Annotated in this window: 15 protein-coding genes and 1 pseudogene; 11 read left to right on the top strand and 5 right to left on the bottom strand. The window is 70.2% G+C overall.

Features of this window, described 5'->3' with window-relative positions; translation table 11 throughout:
* The first annotated feature begins 6 nt into the window (after nt 1–6).
* The 5 genes from IEZ21_RS25105 (at nt 7) to IEZ21_RS25085 (ending at nt 5,014) form a co-directional block, all read left to right on the top strand.
* Nucleotides 7–936: an NAD(P)/FAD-dependent oxidoreductase gene (locus IEZ21_RS25105; RefSeq protein WP_189324144.1), complete on the top strand. Its 930-nt coding sequence runs from the start codon at nt 7–9 to the stop codon at nt 934–936.
* Nucleotides 937–1,286: 350 nt separating this feature from the next.
* Nucleotides 1,287–2,834 (top strand): ATP-dependent DNA ligase, encoded by a 1,548-nt coding sequence (locus IEZ21_RS25100; protein ID WP_189324143.1) that lies wholly within the window; start codon nt 1,287–1,289, stop codon nt 2,832–2,834.
* Complete coding sequence (locus tag IEZ21_RS25095) at nt 2,831–3,298, top strand: NUDIX hydrolase (RefSeq protein ID WP_189324142.1); 468 nt, start codon at nt 2,831–2,833, stop codon at nt 3,296–3,298. The genes IEZ21_RS25100 and IEZ21_RS25095 overlap by 4 nt, the downstream gene beginning before the upstream one ends.
* A 65-nt stretch (nt 3,299–3,363) precedes the next feature.
* Nucleotides 3,364–4,749: an NADP-dependent succinic semialdehyde dehydrogenase gene (locus IEZ21_RS25090; protein ID WP_189324141.1), complete on the top strand. Its 1,386-nt coding sequence runs from the start codon at nt 3,364–3,366 to the stop codon at nt 4,747–4,749.
* A gap of 25 nt (nt 4,750–4,774) precedes the next feature.
* Nucleotides 4,775–5,014 (top strand): DUF6213 family protein, encoded by a 240-nt coding sequence (locus IEZ21_RS25085; RefSeq protein WP_033325019.1) that lies wholly within the window; start codon nt 4,775–4,777, stop codon nt 5,012–5,014.
* Nucleotides 5,015–5,020: 6 nt separating this feature from the next.
* On the opposite strand, the pseudogene IEZ21_RS25080 reads toward IEZ21_RS25085, so the two are convergent.
* Together IEZ21_RS25080 and IEZ21_RS25075 are read right to left on the bottom strand one after the other, a co-directional pair.
* Nucleotides 5,021–5,410 (bottom strand): annotated as a pseudogene (locus tag IEZ21_RS25080) (transcriptional regulator); the annotation flags it as partial.
* Between the two features lie 306 nt (nt 5,411–5,716).
* A complete protein-coding gene (locus tag IEZ21_RS25075) occupies nt 5,717–6,946 on the bottom strand; it encodes an acyl-CoA dehydrogenase family protein (RefSeq protein WP_033325017.1) in 1,230 nt (409 codons plus the stop codon).
* 169 nt (nt 6,947–7,115) lie between these two features.
* On the opposite strand from IEZ21_RS25075, the gene IEZ21_RS25070 reads away from it, so the two are divergent.
* Nucleotides 7,116–7,760: a TetR/AcrR family transcriptional regulator gene (locus IEZ21_RS25070; protein WP_033325016.1), complete on the top strand. Its 645-nt coding sequence runs from the start codon at nt 7,116–7,118 to the stop codon at nt 7,758–7,760.
* 122 nt (nt 7,761–7,882) lie between these two features.
* Here IEZ21_RS25070 and def read toward each other — a convergent pair whose 3' ends face one another.
* Nucleotides 7,883–8,422, bottom strand: a complete 540-nt coding sequence (gene def / locus IEZ21_RS25065; RefSeq protein WP_189324140.1) for a peptide deformylase — start codon at nt 8,420–8,422, stop codon at nt 7,883–7,885.
* 147 nt (nt 8,423–8,569) lie between these two features.
* Here def and IEZ21_RS25060 point away from each other — a divergent pair, with 147 nt between their 5' ends.
* The 5 genes from IEZ21_RS25060 (at nt 8,570) to IEZ21_RS25040 (ending at nt 13,133) form a co-directional block, all read left to right on the top strand.
* Nucleotides 8,570–9,808 (top strand): MurT ligase domain-containing protein, encoded by a 1,239-nt coding sequence (locus tag IEZ21_RS25060; RefSeq protein ID WP_189324139.1) that lies wholly within the window; start codon nt 8,570–8,572, stop codon nt 9,806–9,808.
* A 19-nt stretch (nt 9,809–9,827) separates the two neighbouring features.
* On the top strand, nt 9,828–10,556 hold the full coding sequence (locus tag IEZ21_RS25055; protein ID WP_189324138.1) for a type 1 glutamine amidotransferase: 729 nt from the start codon (nt 9,828–9,830) through the stop codon (nt 10,554–10,556).
* A 201-nt stretch (nt 10,557–10,757) separates the two neighbouring features.
* Entirely contained in the window at nt 10,758–11,783 is a 1,026-nt protein-coding gene (locus IEZ21_RS25050) for a 6-phosphofructokinase (RefSeq protein WP_189324137.1), read from the top strand.
* Nucleotides 11,784–11,888: 105 nt separating this feature from the next.
* Complete coding sequence (locus tag IEZ21_RS25045) at nt 11,889–12,842, top strand: cytochrome c oxidase assembly protein (RefSeq protein WP_033325008.1); 954 nt, start codon at nt 11,889–11,891, stop codon at nt 12,840–12,842.
* 132 nt (nt 12,843–12,974) lie between these two features.
* The gene (locus IEZ21_RS25040; protein ID WP_033325007.1) at nt 12,975–13,133 is read left to right on the top strand and encodes a hypothetical protein; all 159 of its coding nucleotides are present in this window, start codon (nt 12,975–12,977) and stop codon (nt 13,131–13,133) included.
* A 61-nt stretch (nt 13,134–13,194) separates the two neighbouring features.
* Here the strand turns inward: IEZ21_RS25040 and IEZ21_RS25035 are convergent, their stop codons facing one another.
* Nucleotides 13,195–14,409: a sensor histidine kinase gene (locus IEZ21_RS25035; protein ID WP_189324136.1), complete on the bottom strand. Its 1,215-nt coding sequence runs from the start codon at nt 14,407–14,409 to the stop codon at nt 13,195–13,197.
* A complete protein-coding gene (locus IEZ21_RS25030; protein WP_189324135.1) occupies nt 14,406–16,157 on the bottom strand; it encodes a sodium/solute symporter in 1,752 nt (583 codons plus the stop codon). The genes IEZ21_RS25035 and IEZ21_RS25030 overlap by 4 nt, the downstream gene beginning before the upstream one ends.
* Nucleotides 16,158–16,188 lie beyond the last annotated feature (31 nt).

Here is a 16,188-nt window from a genome sequence, read left to right as displayed (position 1 = left end):
GTCACCATGACCGATCGTTATGAAGTGGTCGTCGTCGGAGGCGGCGCGGCCGGGCTGTCCGCCGCGCTCGTACTGGGACGCGCGCGGCGTCACGTGCTCGTCGTCGACGCGGGCGAGCCGCGCAACGCGCCCGCCGCGCACATGCAGGGCTATCTGTCGCGGGACGGGATGTCGCCCACCGAGTTCCTCGCCGAGGGGCGGCGGGAGATTCAGCGATACGGGGTCGAACTGGTACGGGACCGTGCGGTGGACGTCGCGCGGGACGACGCCGGGGAGTTCGACGTGACGCTGGAATCCGGGCGGACGGTGCATGCGCGTCGGCTGGTCGTCGCGACCGGGCTTGCGGACGAGTTGCCGACGGTGCCCGGGGTCGCGGAGCGCTTCGGACGGGATGTGCTGCACTGTCCGTACTGCCACGGCTGGGAGGTTCGCGACCAGGCGTTCGGGGTGCTTGCGACGTCCGCCATGAGCGTGCACCAGGCGCTGATGGTCACGCAGTGGTCCAAGGACGTTTCCCTCTTCCTGCACACGGTCGCCGAATCCGAACTCTCGGACGAGGATCTGCGCCACCTTGCCGCGGCCGGGGTGAACGTGGTTCCCGGCGAGGTGGCGGCGCTCGTCGTCTCGGACGATCGGCTCACCGGAGTGCGTCTTGCGGACGGGTCCGAGCACGAGCGCTCCGTGGTGTTCGTGGCGCCGCGGGCCGTTCCGCGTACGGGGCTGCTGGAGCAGCTCGGTGCCGACCTGGAGGAGACACCGTTCGGCGTGTACGCGGCCGTGGACGAAGCGGGTCGCACCAGCGTGCCGGGCGTTTGGGCGGCGGGCAATGCGGTGGGGTTCTCGGAGCAGGTGATCAACGCGGCTGCGTTGGGCTATCGAGCGGGGGCCATGATCAACGGGGACTTGCTGTTCGCGGACATCGCCTCCGGCGGCTGAGCAGGGGCGCCTACCGGGAGGGTGGGTTCGGTGCGTGGGCGACTGCGGGCCCGTCGTGGCTGGTCGCGCAGTTCCCCGCGCCCCTGAAAAGCCTGCGGCTCCACCCACCCCCAGCCACAACGAACCCGCAGCTTCCCGCCGGCGGGAGGGGCCGTGGGCCGGTGCGTCGTATGCCCGTCGCTTAGGTCCGGTCTCGGAGAACCAGGACCGTGTATCAGGCCAGGGCCGTATGCCCGCCCTGCGACGGGCTGACGCACCGGCCCACGACCCCGCACCCCCCACCCACCCAAGGGGCGCGGGGAACTGCGCGACCAGCCACACTCAACCCGCACCCGAGACACAATGGCTACATGCTCTTCGCCCGGCTCGCGAACGTGTCGCAGGAGGTCGCCGCCACCTCGGCCCGCTCCCGGAAGATCGGCCTACTGGCCGAGCTGTTCCGGGACGCGCAGGCCGAGGAGGCGCCGATCGTGATCCCGTACCTGGCGGGACGCCTCCCGCAGGGACGGATCGGCATCGGCTGGAAGGTGCTCAGCCGACCAGTCGCCCCGGCCGGAGAGCCAACGCTCAGCGTCCGGGACGTGGACGCAAGACTGACCGCACTCGCGGGCATCTCCGGCACCGGCTCGCAAGCCGAACGCCTGCGACTGGTCGGGGAGTTGATGGCCGCGGCCACCGCGGACGAGCAGCGGTTCCTGCTCGGGCTGCTCAGCGGAGAGGTGCGGCAGGGCGCCCTCGACGCCGTCGCCGTCGAAGGGCTCGCCGAGGCGACCGGTGCGCCCTCCGCGGACGTACGGCGCGCGGTGATGCTGGCCGGTTCGCTGCAGACCGTGGCGCAGCGGCTGTTGGCGGACGGTCAGGAGGTGCTCGACGAGTTCCGGCTCACCGTCGGCCGTCCGGTCCTGCCCATGCTGGCGCACAGCGCCTCGTCCGTGGCGGAGGCGATCGGCAAGCTCGGCGCCTGCGCCGTCGAGGAGAAGCTGGACGGCATCCGCGTCCAGGTCCACCGCGACGGCGACGACATACGCCTCTACACGCGCACCTTGGACGACATCACTGACCGTCTGCCCGAACTCACTTCCGCGGCAAGGGAGTTGAAGGGCGAGCGGTTCATTCTGGACGGCGAGGTCATCGCGTTCGACGAGGACGGCCGGCCGAAGTCCTTCCAGGACATCTCCGGACGGGTGGGCTCCCGCGTGGACGTCGGCACGGCGGCCGAGGCCCTGCCCGTCTCCCCCGTCTTCTTCGACGCGCTGTCCGTGGACGGTCACGACCTGCTCGACCTGCCGTTCGCCGACCGCCACGCGGAGCTGGCCCGGCTGGTTCCCGAGCCGATGCGAGTGCGGCGCACGCTCGTGGCGGATCCGGCGGACAGCGAGGTACGCGAGGCCGCGGAACGGTTCCTCGCGGACACGCTGAAGCGCGGCCACGAGGGCGTCGTACTGAAGGGCCTCGACGCCCCCTACAGCGCGGGCCGGCGCGGTGCCTCCTGGCTGAAGGTCAAACCCGTACACACGCTGGACCTGGTGGTGCTGGCCGCCGAGTGGGGGCACGGGCGGCGCACCGGCAAGCTGTCCAACCTGCATCTGGGGGCGCGGAATCCGGACGGCTCGTTCGCCATGCTGGGCAAGACGTTCAAGGGCATGACGGACGCGATGCTGGTCTGGCAGACCGAGCGGCTGCGCGAGATCGCCGTCGAGGACAACGGCCATGTGGTGACCGTACGGCCCGAGCTCGTCGTCGAGGTCGCCTACGACGGTCTGCAGAAGTCCACCCGCTACCCGGTCGGCGTCACGCTCCGCTTCGCCCGCGTCGTCCGTTATCGCGAGGACAAGACCCCGGCGGAGGCCGACACCGTCGAGATGCTGCTCGCCGCGCACCCGGAGGTGCCCCGGTGAGAGCCCCTCGCCGCAGCGCGGGCCTGCTGCTGTTCCACCACACCGGCGACGGCCTGGAGGTACTGCTCGGACACATGGGCGGCCCCTTCTGGGAACGTCGCGACGCCGGCGCGTGGACCGTACCGAAGGGTGAGTACGAGCCCGACGAGCCGGCCTGGGACGCGGCCCACCGGGAGTTCCGCGAGGAACTGGGCCTGGAGCCGCCCGACGGCGAGGCCGTGCCGCTCGGCGAGGTCCGGCAGGCGAACGGCAAGATCGTCACCGCGTGGGCGATCGAGGCCGACCTCGACCCGGCGACGGTGGTGCCGGGAACGTTCGAGATGGAGTGGCCGAAGGGCTCGGGCCGGCTCAAGGAGTTCCCCGAACTGAGCCGGGTGGAGTGGTTCGGGCTCGACCGGGCGCGAGCCGTGATCGTCAAGGCCCAGACGGAGTTCCTGGACCGCCTCGAGGAGCACCTCGGCTAAAGCGGCTGCGCGTGGGTACGCGGATCCGACAGACAAGCTCCGGTGCCTGTATTCAGGAGGTCGTCATGCCCATCGCGACGGTGAATCCGGCAAACGGCGAGACGCTCAAGACCTACGACGCCCTCGGCGCCGAGGAGATCGAGCGCAGGCTCGCGACCGCCGACGCCGCGTTCCGTACGTATCGCACCACCTCGTTCGCCGAGCGCGCACGGCTGATGCGCCGGGCCGCCGACCTGCTGGAAGAGGACACGCAGGACACCGCCCGCGTGATGACCACGGAGATGGGCAAGCCGATCAAGCAGGCCCGTGCGGAAGTCGCGAAGTGCGCGAAGGCGATGCGCTGGTACGCCGACCACGCCGAGGAACTGCTCGCCGACGAGGAGGCCCTGGAATCCGAGGCGCGTGACTCCGGTGCCTCCCGGGTGCTCGTGCGCTACCGGCCGCTCGGCCCGGTGCTCGCGGTGATGCCCTGGAACTTCCCGCTCTGGCAGGTGATCCGGTTCGCCGCGCCCGCGCTGATGGCTGGCAACGTGGGGCTGCTGAAGCACGCCTCGAACGTGCCGCAGACCGCCCTCTACCTGGAGGACCTGTTCCACCGGGCGGGCTTCCCGGAAGGCTGTTTCCAGACGTTGCTCATCGGCTCCGGCGAGGTCGAGGGCATCCTGCGCGACGAACGGGTCAGGGCGGCGACGCTCACCGGCAGCGAACCTGCGGGCCGCGCGGTCGCCTCGGTCGCCGGTGACGAGGTCAAGAAGACTGTGCTGGAGCTGGGCGGCAGCGATCCGTACGTGGTGATGCCGTCGGCCGACCTCGACCGGGCGGCGAAGACCGCGGTGACGGCCCGTGTGCAGAACACCGGGCAGTCCTGCATCGCCGCCAAGCGGTTCATCGTGCACACGGACGTCTTCGACGCCTTCGCCGAGCGCTTCACGGCGGGCATGAAGGCGCTGAAGGTCGGCGACCCGCTGGACGAGGACACGGACGTCGGCCCGCTCTCCAGCGAGCAGGGCCGCGACGGGCTGGCGGAGCTCGTGGACGAGGCGGTGGAGAGCGGCGCGACGGTGCTGTGCGGCGGCGAACGGTCCGACCGGCCCGGCTGGTACTACCCGCCGACCGTCCTCGCCGACGTCACCCCCGCCATGCGCATCCACCGCGAGGAGACCTTCGGCCCGGTCGCCACGCTCTATCGTGCCGCCGGCCTCGACGAGGCGGTGACGATCGCCAACGACTCGCCGTTCGGGCTGAGTTCCAACGTCTGGACCCGCGACGAGGCCGACATCGACCGCTTCGTACGCGATCTGGAAGCGGGCGGTGTCTACCTCAACGGGATGACGGCGTCCCACCCGGCGTTCCCGTTCGGCGGGGTCAAACGGTCCGGCTACGGACGTGAGCTGTCGGGACACGGAATCCGCGAGTTCTGCAACATCACCACCGTATGGCACGGAGCGTGAGCGTTCCGCAGTTACGATCGCCTGTGTGAACCGCGAAGTGACCCTCCCTCTGATCGTCGACGACCGCGGCACGTTGCAGGTGGCGGCCGCCGACGTCAGCAAGCTGCTGCGTACGGTCGGCGGCCGATGGCTGCATCTGGTCGAGGCCGGTCAGGAGGGCCTCGACGAGGACACGGTGGCGACCCTCACGATCGAACTCGCCAAGCTGGCCGACCGTATCGACGTGGCCTGCATCGCCCACAGCAGTGGGACGTCGTCCGACTAGGGTTCGCTAGGACTCGCCCCGGTCCAGCTCCCACAGGGTGTGCCAGAACATCTCCTCGTAGCGCTGCAACAGGCGTCCGTAGCGATGGACCGCCTCCTCGCTGATCAACTCCGCGTCCAGCCCGGCCTGCACGGCGGCCACCGCCTTCTGCTCCAGGTCGGGCGCGGGCTCGGCGAAGAGGTCGAAGAAGCCGCAGGCCTCGTCGTCGAAGCCGTACTGGCGGCGCAGCGCCTCGGCGATGGTGGCGCAATAGCCGCCCCAGGCCGAGAAGTTGGCACTCAGCGCGAGCACGACGTCGGCCGGTGCGCCGTTCAGGGCGAGCCAGGCGACGTACGCGGGATACGCCTGGGCCCCCGCCAGCGGCTCGTACGCCGCGACCCGCGCCTCATCGGCTCCGCCTCAGGGCGAAAGACCGCCCACACGGTCGGGTAAGCTGGCTGCCGTGCGTTGCGAGAACCAAGCGCGTACGCCGTGCTGATCGAGAGCCAAGACAGCACATGCACCTCCAAGCTTTGCCGTATCAAACCGGGCTGGTTTCAACCCGGCTGGTGTTGATCGTGGAAGACCTGTCGGGTCGCTGACCCGCAGGCAGCGTGAGCCAGGTATCCCCCGGCTTCAGTTGGGGGAGGATTCAAATAGTGTTGTTCCAGAGCAAGAGTGGCGGGGTGTCGCGCCCTGCGGCGCCCCGACCGCTCAGTGCCGTCAGCGGATCGGCATACCCGCGAGGGTGCGGGCGATCACCAGGCGCTGGATCTCGCTCGTGCCTTCGAAGATCGTGTAGATCGCGGCGTCCCTGTGCATGCGCTCGACCGGGTACTCGCGCGTGTAGCCGTTGCCTCCGAGGATCTGGATCGCCTCCGCCGTCACCTTCTTCGCGGTCTCACTCGCGAACAGCTTCGACATGGACCCCTCAGCCGCGGTGAACGGCTTCCCGTTGACCGCCATCCACGAGGCCCGCCACACCAGCAGCCGGGCCGCGTCGATCGACGTACGCATGTCGGCGAGCTGGAAGGCGACACCCTGGTTGTCGATGATCGGCCGCCCGAACTGCTCCCGCGTCTTGGCGTAGTCGAGGGCGACCTCGTACGCGGCCCGGGCCGTGCCGACGGCCATGGCGCCGACGGCGGGGCGGGAGGCCTCGAACGTGGCCATCGCCGCGTTCTTCACGCGCTCACCGTCGCCCGCCTTCGCCCTCTCCCGGGCACGGGCGAGCCGCTCGTCCAGCTTCTCCTTGCCGCCGAGCAGGCAGGAGCCGGGGACGCGGGCGTCCTCCAGGACGACCTCGGCGGTGTGCGAGGCGCGGATGCCGTGCTTCTTGAACTTCTGGCCCTGGGACAGGCCCGGCGTGTTCGGCGGGACGATGAAGGAGGCGTGGCCCTTGGAACCGAGCTCCGGGTCGACGACGGCGACCACGACGTGGACGTTGGCGATGCCGCCGTTCGTCGCCCAGGTCTTGGTGCCGTTGAGGACCCACTCGTCCTTGGCCTCGTCGTAGACGGCACGGGTGCGCATGGAGGCCACGTCGGAGCCGGCGTCGGGCTCGGAGGAGCAGAAGGCCGCGACCTTGACGTCGCCCGCGTCGCCGTACATCTGGGGGATCCAGGTGCCGATCTGCTCCTCGGTGCCGTTGGCGAGGACGCCCACGGCGGCGAGGCCGGTGCCGACGATGGACAGGGCGATGCCCGCGTCACCCCAGAACAGTTCCTCCATGGCCATGGGGATGCCGAGGCCGGTGGGGTCGAAGTACTGCTGGGCGTAGAAGTCCAGGGAGTAGATGCCGACTTTCGCGGCCTCCTGGATGACCGGCCAGGGAGTCTCTTCGCGCTCGTCCCATTCGGCTGCCGCGGGACGGATCACATCGGCGGCGAAGCCGTGGAGCCAGTCCCGGACCTCTTTCTGTTCGTCGTTGAGCTCCATGGTGAACTCGGCCATGTCCCCTCCAGCTACAGCACTAGCCTGTTACTTGCGGTAACAGTAACCTGTTACCTGTCGGTAGGAAAAGTCAACTCCCGGTTCCCCTCCGGCAGCCCGTTCGATGCAGAATCACCGCAGGGTGTTACGTTGCGCTGGGTCACCAAATCAGCACGGGTGGGGAGAGCTCATGGACACCACACAGCGGACCGAGCAGCAGCGGTCCGCCGACCGCCGCCGGCGAGAGCTGCTGGAGGCCGCCGACCGGGTGGTGCTCCGCGACGGCCCCGGCGCCTCGATGAACGCCATCGCCGCCGAGGCGGGCATCACCAAGCCCATTCTGTACCGGCACTTCGGTGACAAGGGTGGACTGTACGCGGCCCTCGCCAAGCGCCACACGGACGCCCTGCTCGAAGCGCTGCGGGCCGCCCTGGACGCGCCGGCCGAGCGCCGCGAGCGGGTCGAGGCCACGCTCGACACGTACCTCGCGGCGATCGAGGCACGCCCGCAGGTGTACCGCTTCCTGATGCACCCGTCGGAGGGTGGCCCGCAGAGCGACCAGGGCTTCGACGTCGGCCTTCTCTCCGCTCCCCTGCTGCGCCGTATGGGCGAGGAACTCGGCAAGGTCATCGAGGAACGGGTCGACCTCGGTCCCGACAGCGCTCAGCTCGCGCGGGTGTGGGGACACGGCATCGTCGGCATGATGCACGCGGCCGGCGACTGGTGGCTCGGCGAACGCCCGTGCACACGCGCGGAGTTGGTACGCAGCCTGGCGGACCTGCTGTGGGGACGCCTGGCGGCGGCGGGCGACAAGGTCGGCGGGCCGAGCTTCTGAACTCCGGTCCACATGGGCGCCCCTACAGGGGCGCGGGGCTGTGTCTATGTGCGGCTCCGCCGCGTGGGCGCGACCAGCCACAGACAACCCGCAGACTGCGTCAAACCGCGCCCCAGCGGCGCTCACCGGCTCCAAGAAGCCCGCGCAGCAGCCCGCATCACCCGCCGGTGACGCCACCCTGTGAGCCGGTCCACGTACACCCCACCCTCAAGGTGATCGCACTCGTGCTGAAGGCATCGGGCAAACCATCCGGTGCCATGCACGCGCACCGGCTCACCGTCCAGCGTGACCCCCTCCACCACCGCATGGTCGTACCGCTCGGTCCCGGCCTCCAGCCCTGGCAACGACAAACATCCCTCGGGCCCTCGCAACACCACCCCGTCCGTCCGGACGAGCCGCGGGTTCACCACATGCCCCACATGCCGCCGGTCCTCGTCATCCGGGCAGTCGTACACAAAGACCCGCAACGACTTACCGACCTGATTCGCGGCGAGACCCACTCCCTCCGCCGCATACATCGTCGCGAACATGTCCTCGACGAGACGCGCCAGTTGGGGGCCGAAGTCGGTGACTTCCTCGCACGGTGTGTGCAACACGGGGTCGCCAAGGAGGGACAGCGTGAGAACGCGCCCCTGGGCGCCCGGGATCGAGCCGTGTCGCATGGCGGCAAGGGTACGGTCCTCAATGTCGCGCGGGCGCCGGGGTGGTGCCGCGAATCGGGCCGGTCGTGGATCTCGATAGGCTGAGGGCCACACGTTGCCGGAAGCAGGGCAGAGCGCGGCGTCGTACGCAAGGAGGATCGAGAACTGATGGCAGGCAACTCGGACCCGCTGTCGCCGCGGGCCAAGCTGGCCGTGACGGCGGGCAAGGCGGTCGCGGCTGCGTCGCGGGCCGCGGGCCGCGGCAGCGGATCGGTGATCGGCGGCCGGGTGGCGCTCAAACTCGACCCCGACCTGCTGGCCACACTCGCCCAGCACCTGGACGTCATCCTGGTGTCGGCAACCAACGGCAAGACCACCACCACGCGGCTGATCGCGGAGGCGCTGCGCGCCGCGGGCCCCGTCGTCTCGAACGCCTTGGGCGCGAACATGCCCGCCGGCATCACCTCCGCGCTGGCCGGCGGCTCGGACGCGCGGTACGCCGTTATCGAGGTCGACGAGAAGTACCTCTCCGGTGTGGCACGTGACACCGACCCGAAGTGCATCGCGCTCCTCAACCTCTCCCGCGACCAGCTCGACCGCGCCGCCGAGACCCGCATGCTCGCCGAGCACTGGCGTGAGGGCTTGGCCGGTTCGAAGTCCGTCGTGGTCGCCAACGCGGACGACCCGCTGGTCGTGTGGGCCGCCTCCTCCTCGCCGAACGTCGTGTGGGTGGCCGCCGGGCAGATGTGGAAGGACGACGCCTGGTCCTGCCCGTCCTGCGGCGGTGTGATGCAGCGGCCCGGCGACGACTGGTACTGCGGCGAGTGCGGTTTCCGCCGCCCGACGCCCACTTGGGCGCTGGACGGTGACCACGTCCTGGACCCGCACGGTTCCGCCTGGCCGATCCACCTCCAGCTGCCGGGCCGCGCCAACAAGGCCAACGCCGCCTCGTCCGCGGCCGTCGCCGCCGTCTTCGGCGTGCCGCCGCAGGTCGCCCTGGAACGCATGTACCAGGTCCAGGCGGTGGCCGGACGGTACGACGTCGTGCAGTTCATGCAGCGTGACCTGCGGCTGCTGCTCGCCAAGAACCCCGCGGGCTGGCTGGAGACGTTCTCGCTGATCGACCCGCCGCCGACGCCGGTCATCCTGTCGGTGAACGCGCGCGGGGCCGACGGCACCGACACCTCCTGGCTGTGGGACGTCGACTACACACGGCTGACCGGGCACCCGATCTTCGTCATCGGCGACCGCAAGCTGGACCTCGCGGTGCGTCTGGAGGTCGCGAACCAGAGCTTCCAGGTCTGCGAGAACCTCGACCAGGCCGTACAGATCTCGCCGCCGGGGCGGATCGAGGTCATCGCGAACTACACCGCGTTCCAGGACCTGCGCCGCCGTGTCGGCAACTGACCACAGAGGACGATCATCGATGAGTGACAACAGCCTGCGTCTGGTGTGGATCTACCCGGACCTGCTGAGCACGTACGGCGACCAGGGCAACGCCCTCGTGGTGGAGCGCCGGGCCCGGCAGCGCGGCCTGGACGTGGCCCGGCTCGACGTACGCAGCGACCAGCCGATCCCCACCTCCGGCGACATCTACCTGATCGGCGGCGGCGAGGACCGGCCGCAGCGGCTCGCGGCCGAGCGGCTGCGCCGTGACGGCGGTCTGCACCGTGCGGTCGGCAACGGCGCGATCGTCTTCTCCGTGTGCGCCGGCTACCAGATCCTCGGCCACGAGTTCATCAACGACCTCGGGCAACGCGAGCCGGGCCTCGGCCTGCTCGACGTGGTCTCCACGCGCGGCGAGGGCGAGCGCTGCGTCGGCGACGTACTCGGGGACATCGACGCACCCCTCGGCCTGCCGCAGCTGACGGGCTTCGAAAACCACCAGGGCATCACCCACCTCGGCCCCACCGCGCGCCCGTTCGCGCAGGTCAGGCTCGGGAAGGGCAACGGCACGGGCGACGGCACGGAGGGCGCGTACAACGACACGGTCTTCGGGACGTACATGCACGGACCCGTGCTCGCCCGCAACCCACTGATCGCGGACCTGCTGCTCAAGCTCGCGCTGGACGTCAACGCGCTGCCGCCGATCGACGACCGGTGGTACGAGGCGCTGCGCGCCGAGCGCATCTCCGCCGCTCAGCAGCCTGCCTGAGACACTCGAGACACACACGGCCCACAACCCGCCCGAGACTTGGCACACAGCCCTTCTGGCAGCCCCTCCGCTCACCTGTGCGGGGGCGTCCAGCAGGCGGACGCACGATGCGGAACCGCCCCCTGCCGCCGGTAGGCTGGCCGGGTCCGACCGGACAGCGCGGTCCGGTACCCGGCCCACGTTGAGAAGGTATTTCGGGCTATGCGCATTGGTGTCCTCACGTCCGGCGGCGACTGCCCCGGCCTGAACGCCGTCATCCGGTCCGTCGTACACCGCGCCGTCGTCGACCACGGCGACGAGGTCATCGGCTTCCGGGACGGCTGGAAAGGCCTTCTGGAGTGCGACTACCTCAAGCTCGACCTCGACGCGGTGAGCGGAATCCTGGCTCGCGGCGGCACCATCCTCGGCTCCTCCCGCGTACGTCCCGAGCACCTCAGGGACGGCGTGGAGCGGGCCAGGGGACATCTCGAGGAGCTCGGGCTCGACGCGATCATCCCGATCGGCGGTGAGGGCACGCTCAAGGCGGCCCGCCTCCTGTCGGACGGCGGCCTGCCGATCGTCGGCGTGCCGAAGACCATCGACAACGACATCGCGGTCACGGACGTCACCTTCGGCTTCGACACCGCCGTCGGTGTCGCGACCGAGGCCCTCGACCGCCTGAAGACGACCGCCGAGTCCCACCAGCGCGTGCTGATCGTGGAGGTCATGGGCCGCCACACCGGCTGGATCGCGCTGCACTCGGGCATGGCGGCCGGCGCGCACGCGATCGTCGTGCCGGAACGCCCCTTCGACATCGAGGAGCTGGCCGCCAAGGTCGGCGAACGCTTCTCGGCGGGCAAGAAGTTCGCCATCGTCGTGGCCGCGGAGGGCGCGAAGCCCCGCGAGGGCACGATGGAGTACGACGAGGGCCGCAAGGACGTCTACGGGCACGAGCGCTTCGCGGGCATCGCCCGCCAGCTCTCCCTGGAGCTGGAGCACCGCCTCGGCAAGGAGGCCCGTCCGGTGATCCTCGGGCACGTCCAGCGTGGCGGCACCCCGACGGCGTACGACCGCGTCCTCGCGACCCGCTTCGGCTGGCACGCGGTGGAGGCGGTGCACCGTGGCGAGTTCGGCAGGATGACGGCGCTGCGCGGCACCGACATCGCGATGGTGCCGCTCTCGGAGGCGGTCGAGACGCTGAAGACGGTGCCGGACGAGCGGTACGCCGAAGCGGAGTGCGTCCTCTGATTCGTACGTGACTGAAGCCGCCCCCGGTCGCGACCGTGACCGGGGGCGGTTCTAGTCTGGGTGCGGACAGACAGCGCACAACCAGTACTAATCAGGAGCCGGCGGATGGATCACAGCGGGCACGGCACGACCATGGATCTGCCGCCGTTCACGCTGGGACGAGGGCTCGAGTGGTCCGCGGACCCGTTCTTCCTCGTCGCCTGCCTGGTGGGGCTCGCCCTGTACGGGTGGGGCGTCGTGCGGCTGGTGCGGCGCGGTGACAAGTGGCCGGTCGGGCGGACCGTGGCGTTCGTCGTCGGCGTACTGACCGTCCTGCTCGTGATGTGCACCGGGCTCAATGACTACGGCATGGTCATGTTCAGCGTGCACATGGTGCAGCACATGGTGATCAGCATGCTGACGCCGATCCTGATCCTGCTCGGCGCGCCGATCACGCTGGCGCTACGGGCGCTGCCGGTGGCTTCCCGCCGGGGCGACAAGGGACCGCGTGAGCTGCTGCTGGCGCTGCTGCACAGCCGGTTCATGCGGATGATCTCGCACCCGGCGTTCACGATTCCGCTGTTCATCGCGAGCCTGTACGCGTTGTACTTCACTCCCCTCTTCGACTTCCTGATGGGTTCGAAGACGGGCCACACCGTGATGATGTGCCACTTCCTCGCCGTCGGCCTCGCCTTCTTCTGGCCGATCATGGGCGTGGATCCCGGTCCGCACCGGCCCGGCTATCTGCTGCGGATGCTGGAGTTGTTCGCGGGCATGCCGTTCCACGCGTTCTTCGGCATCGCGCTGATGATGGCGTCCGGCCCGATGGTCGAGACGTACAAGAACCCTCCCGCGTCGCTCGGCATCGACGCCCTCTCCGACCAGAACGCGGCGGGCGGCATCGCCTGGGCGTTCAGCGAGATCCCGTCCGTACTGGTGCTGCTCGCGCTGCTCTTCCAGTGGTACCGCTCCGAACAGCGGCAGGCCCGGCGCAGCGACCGGGCCGCGGACCGCGACGGGGACAAGGAGCTGGAGGCGTACAACGCCTATCTGGCCTCCCTCAACGCACGCACACGCTGAGGCATCTCAGTACGGCTACGGCCCGGGTCGGGGGGAGCGGCTGGAAAACAGGCACCCATTTCGTCGTATGCCCCGTGAAAAGGCAGGACGGGGGCACCATGGAGAGGGACGAACCATGAGGAGGGTGTTGCGATGCCCGGTTCTACGAAGACCATGGGGGTGCTCACCGTTGGCGGCCTGGTAGTGGTCACGGCCTACACGGTGGCGCTCGGCAGCAATGGCTGGCTGTGGTTCGGCTGGGTCGTACTCGGCCTGATCACTCTGGCGATGGTGGCTTCACGCAGCACCTGATGCTCTTCGCGCCGCCTCCCCGGGCAGCCGGTCCAACCCGTCCGACCGGTCCGGGGAGCTCTCATTCGCGGGACAGCCGTCCCGCCGAGTGCACGCCGGGCTGGTATTTGGGCAGCCTGGCGGTGATTTTCATGCCGGCGCCGAGGGCGGTCTCGATGACGAGGCCGTAGTCGTCTCCGTAGACCTGGCGCAGCCGGTCGTCGACGTTCGACAGGCCGATGCCGCCCGAGGGGCTGATTTCGCCTGCCAGGATGCGGCGCAGCCAGTCGGGATCCATGCCGGGGCCGTCGTCCTCGATGACGACGAGGGCCTCGGCTCCGGCGTCCTGTGCGGTGATGCTGATGTGGCTCTTGTCGACCTGGCCTGTGCCGCCCTCAAGGCCGTGTTTCACGGCGTTCTCGACGAGGGGTTGCAGACACAGGAAGGGCAGCGTCACCGGGAGCACTTCGGGGGCGATCTGCAGGGTGACCGAGAGGCGGTCCCCGAAACGGGCCCTGACCAGGGTCAGGTAGTGGTCGATGGCGTGGAGCTCGTCGGCGAGCGTGGTGAAGTCGCCGTGCCTGCGGAACGAGTAGCGGGTGAAGTCGGCGAATTCCAGCAGGAGTTCGCGGGCGCGCTCGGGGTCGGTGCGGACGAACGAGGCGATCACGGCGAGCGAGTTGAAGATGAAGTGCGGGGAGATCTGGGCGCGCAGGGCCTTGATCTCGGCCTCGATCAGCCGCGTACGGGACTGGTCGAGGTCGGCGAGCTCCAGCTGGACCGAGACCCAGCGGGCGACTTCTCCGGTGGCTCTGACCAGTACGGCGGACTCGCGGGGCGCGCAGGCGACGAGCGCGCCGTGTACGCGGTCGTCGACGGTGAGCGGGGCGACGACGGCCCAGCGCACCGGGCAGTCCGGTTCGACGCAGTCGAGGCGGAAGGCCTCGCCGCGGCCGTTCTCCAGCGGGCCGGCGAGCCGGTCCATGATCTGCGTCTTGTGGTGCTCTCCGATGCCCTCCCAGGCCAGGACCGTGTCCTGGTCGGTGAGGCAGAGCGCGTCGGTGCCGAGCAGGGTACGCAGCCGCCCCGCCGACTTGCGGGCCGTCTCCTCGGTCAGACCCGCACGCAGCGGGGGTGCGGCGAGCGAGGCGGTGTGCAGGGTCTCGAAGGTGGCGTGCTCGACGGGGGTGCCGAGTCCGCCGAGGCTCCGTGGGCGCGTGGTGCGCCTGCCGAGCCAGAAACCGGCCGCCAGCAGCGGGAGTACGGCCACGCAGAGCCCGGCCAGGAAACCGCTCATGCCTCTACTTCCTTCGCTTCCTTCGCGCTCACGGCCGTTCGCACCTGTCCGCCCGACAACTGCTCCGGCAGATGGAAGCGGGCGAGGATCGCGGCCGTGCCCGCCGGTACCCGCCCGGGCGTGGCCAGCGACACCAGCACCATGGTGAGGAAGCCCAGCGGGACGGACCACAGCGCGGGCCAGGCGAGGAGCGCGTGCAGCGAGCCCGTGTCCGGGAAGCCCGCCATGGTCGCGGCGACCGCGAGCAGCGCCGAGCCGCCGCCGACCAGCATCCCGGCCGCCGCGCCTGGCGGGGTGAGCCGCCGCCACCAGATGCCGAGGACGAGGAGCGGGCAGAACGACGAAGCGGAGACGGCGAAGGCGAGCCCTACGGCGTCCGCGACGGGCAGCCCGCCCACGATCATGCTCGCCGCCAGCGGCACGCTCATCGCGAGCGCCGTGCCCAGCCGGAAGTGCCGTACACCGCGTGGCGGAAGCACGTCCTGGGTGATCACGCCCGCCACCGCCATGGTCAGCCCGGACGCCGTGGACAGGAACGCGGCGAAGGCCCCGCCCGCCACCAGCGCACCCAGCAGGTCCCCGCCGAGTCCGCCGATCACCCGGTCGGGCAGCAGCAGTACGGCGGCGTCGGCGTCCCCGGTGAGGGTGAGCTCGGGGGCGTACAGGCGGCCCAGTGCGCCGTAGACGGGCGGCAACAGGTAGAAGGCGCCGATCAGGCCGAGTACGACGACGGTGGTGCGGCGGGCGGCGACGCCGTTCGGGCTGGTGTAGAAGCGGACGACGACGTGCGGCAGGCCCATGGTGCCGAGGAAGGTGGCGAGGATCAGTCCGTACGTGGCGTACAGCGGGCGTTCCTCGCGGCCCTCGGCGAGCGAGGTGGACATGCCGCCGTTGCTGCCGCGGTCGGCGACGGGGACGCGGTCGCCCTTGGTGAAGCCGAGCCGGGTGCCCTGTTCGATGCGGTGGACGCCCTCGGAGAGCCGTACCTTCTCGTCCTCGTACCGCTCGCCGTCCACCGTGCCCGTCGCCGTGACGTTCAGCGGTGCGGCGAGCTTCAGGTCGAGGCCGCTGTCGACGCGGACGACGCGGTGTTCGCGGAAGGTCGCCGGTTCGTCGAAGGCGTTACGTGGCGATCCGTCGCCCTGCCAGGCGAGGACGAGGAACAGTGCGGGGACGAGGAGGGCGGTGAGTTTCAGCCAGTACTGGAAGGCCTGTACGAAGGTGATGCTGCGCATGCCGCCAGCGGCGACGGTCGCGACCACGACGACGGCGACGATGATTCCGCCGAGTGACTTGGGGGCCCCGGTCAGCACGTTCAACGTCAGCCCGGCGCCCTGCAGTTGGGGCAGCAGATACAGCCAGCCGACCCCGACGACGAAGGCGCCGGCCAGCCGTCGCACCGACTGGGAGGCGAGCCGTGCCTCCGCGAAGTCGGGCAGCGTGTAGGCGCCGGAGCGGCGCAGCGGGGCGGCCACGAAGAGCAGCAGGACGAGATAGCCCGCCGTGTAGCCGACGGGGTACCACAGCATGTCGGGGCCCTGGACGAGGACGAGGCCCGCTATGCCGAGGAACGAGGCGGCGGACAGGTACTCGCCACTGATGGCCGCCGCGTTCAGGCGGGGGCCGACGGTGCGCGAGGCGACGTAGAAGTCCGAGGTGGTGCGTGAGATGCGCAGGCCGAAGGCGCCGACGAAGACGGTCGCGACGACGACGAGGGCGACCGCGGGAACGGCGTAGTTCTCGTTCACGGCTCAGCAGTCCTCGTCCGGGTTCATGGGC

It is taken from the genome of Streptomyces flaveus, assembly GCF_014647675.1.
Classification (GTDB): Bacteria; Actinomycetota; Actinomycetes; order Streptomycetales; family Streptomycetaceae; genus Streptomyces; species Streptomyces flaveus.
The sequence above is the reverse complement of the archived record's forward strand: the minus strand, read 5'-3'. Positions and strand labels throughout refer to the sequence as shown.

Coding starts and splice junctions, on each gene's coding strand:
- IEZ21_RS25060 (WP_189324139.1), top strand. CDS start 8,570: ATGGCAGGCAACTCGGACCCGCTGTCGCCGCGGGCCAAGCTGGCCGTG.
- IEZ21_RS25105 (WP_189324144.1), top strand. CDS start 7: ATGACCGATCGTTATGAAGTGGTCGTCGTCGGAGGCGGCGCGGCCGGG.
- IEZ21_RS25070 (WP_033325016.1), top strand. CDS start 7,116: ATGGACACCACACAGCGGACCGAGCAGCAGCGGTCCGCCGACCGCCGC.
- IEZ21_RS25035 (WP_189324136.1), bottom strand. CDS start 14,409: ATGAGCGGTTTCCTGGCCGGGCTCTGCGTGGCCGTACTCCCGCTGCTG.
- IEZ21_RS25040 (WP_033325007.1), top strand. CDS start 12,975: ATGCCCGGTTCTACGAAGACCATGGGGGTGCTCACCGTTGGCGGCCTG.
- IEZ21_RS25055 (WP_189324138.1), top strand. CDS start 9,828: ATGAGTGACAACAGCCTGCGTCTGGTGTGGATCTACCCGGACCTGCTG.
- IEZ21_RS25075 (WP_033325017.1), bottom strand. CDS start 6,946: ATGGCCGAGTTCACCATGGAGCTCAACGACGAACAGAAAGAGGTCCGG.
- IEZ21_RS25100 (WP_189324143.1), top strand. CDS start 1,287: ATGCTCTTCGCCCGGCTCGCGAACGTGTCGCAGGAGGTCGCCGCCACC.
- IEZ21_RS25045 (WP_033325008.1), top strand. CDS start 11,889: ATGGATCACAGCGGGCACGGCACGACCATGGATCTGCCGCCGTTCACG.
- def (WP_189324140.1), bottom strand. CDS start 8,422: ATGCGACACGGCTCGATCCCGGGCGCCCAGGGGCGCGTTCTCACGCTG.
- IEZ21_RS25090 (WP_189324141.1), top strand. CDS start 3,364: ATGCCCATCGCGACGGTGAATCCGGCAAACGGCGAGACGCTCAAGACC.
- IEZ21_RS25050 (WP_189324137.1), top strand. CDS start 10,758: ATGCGCATTGGTGTCCTCACGTCCGGCGGCGACTGCCCCGGCCTGAAC.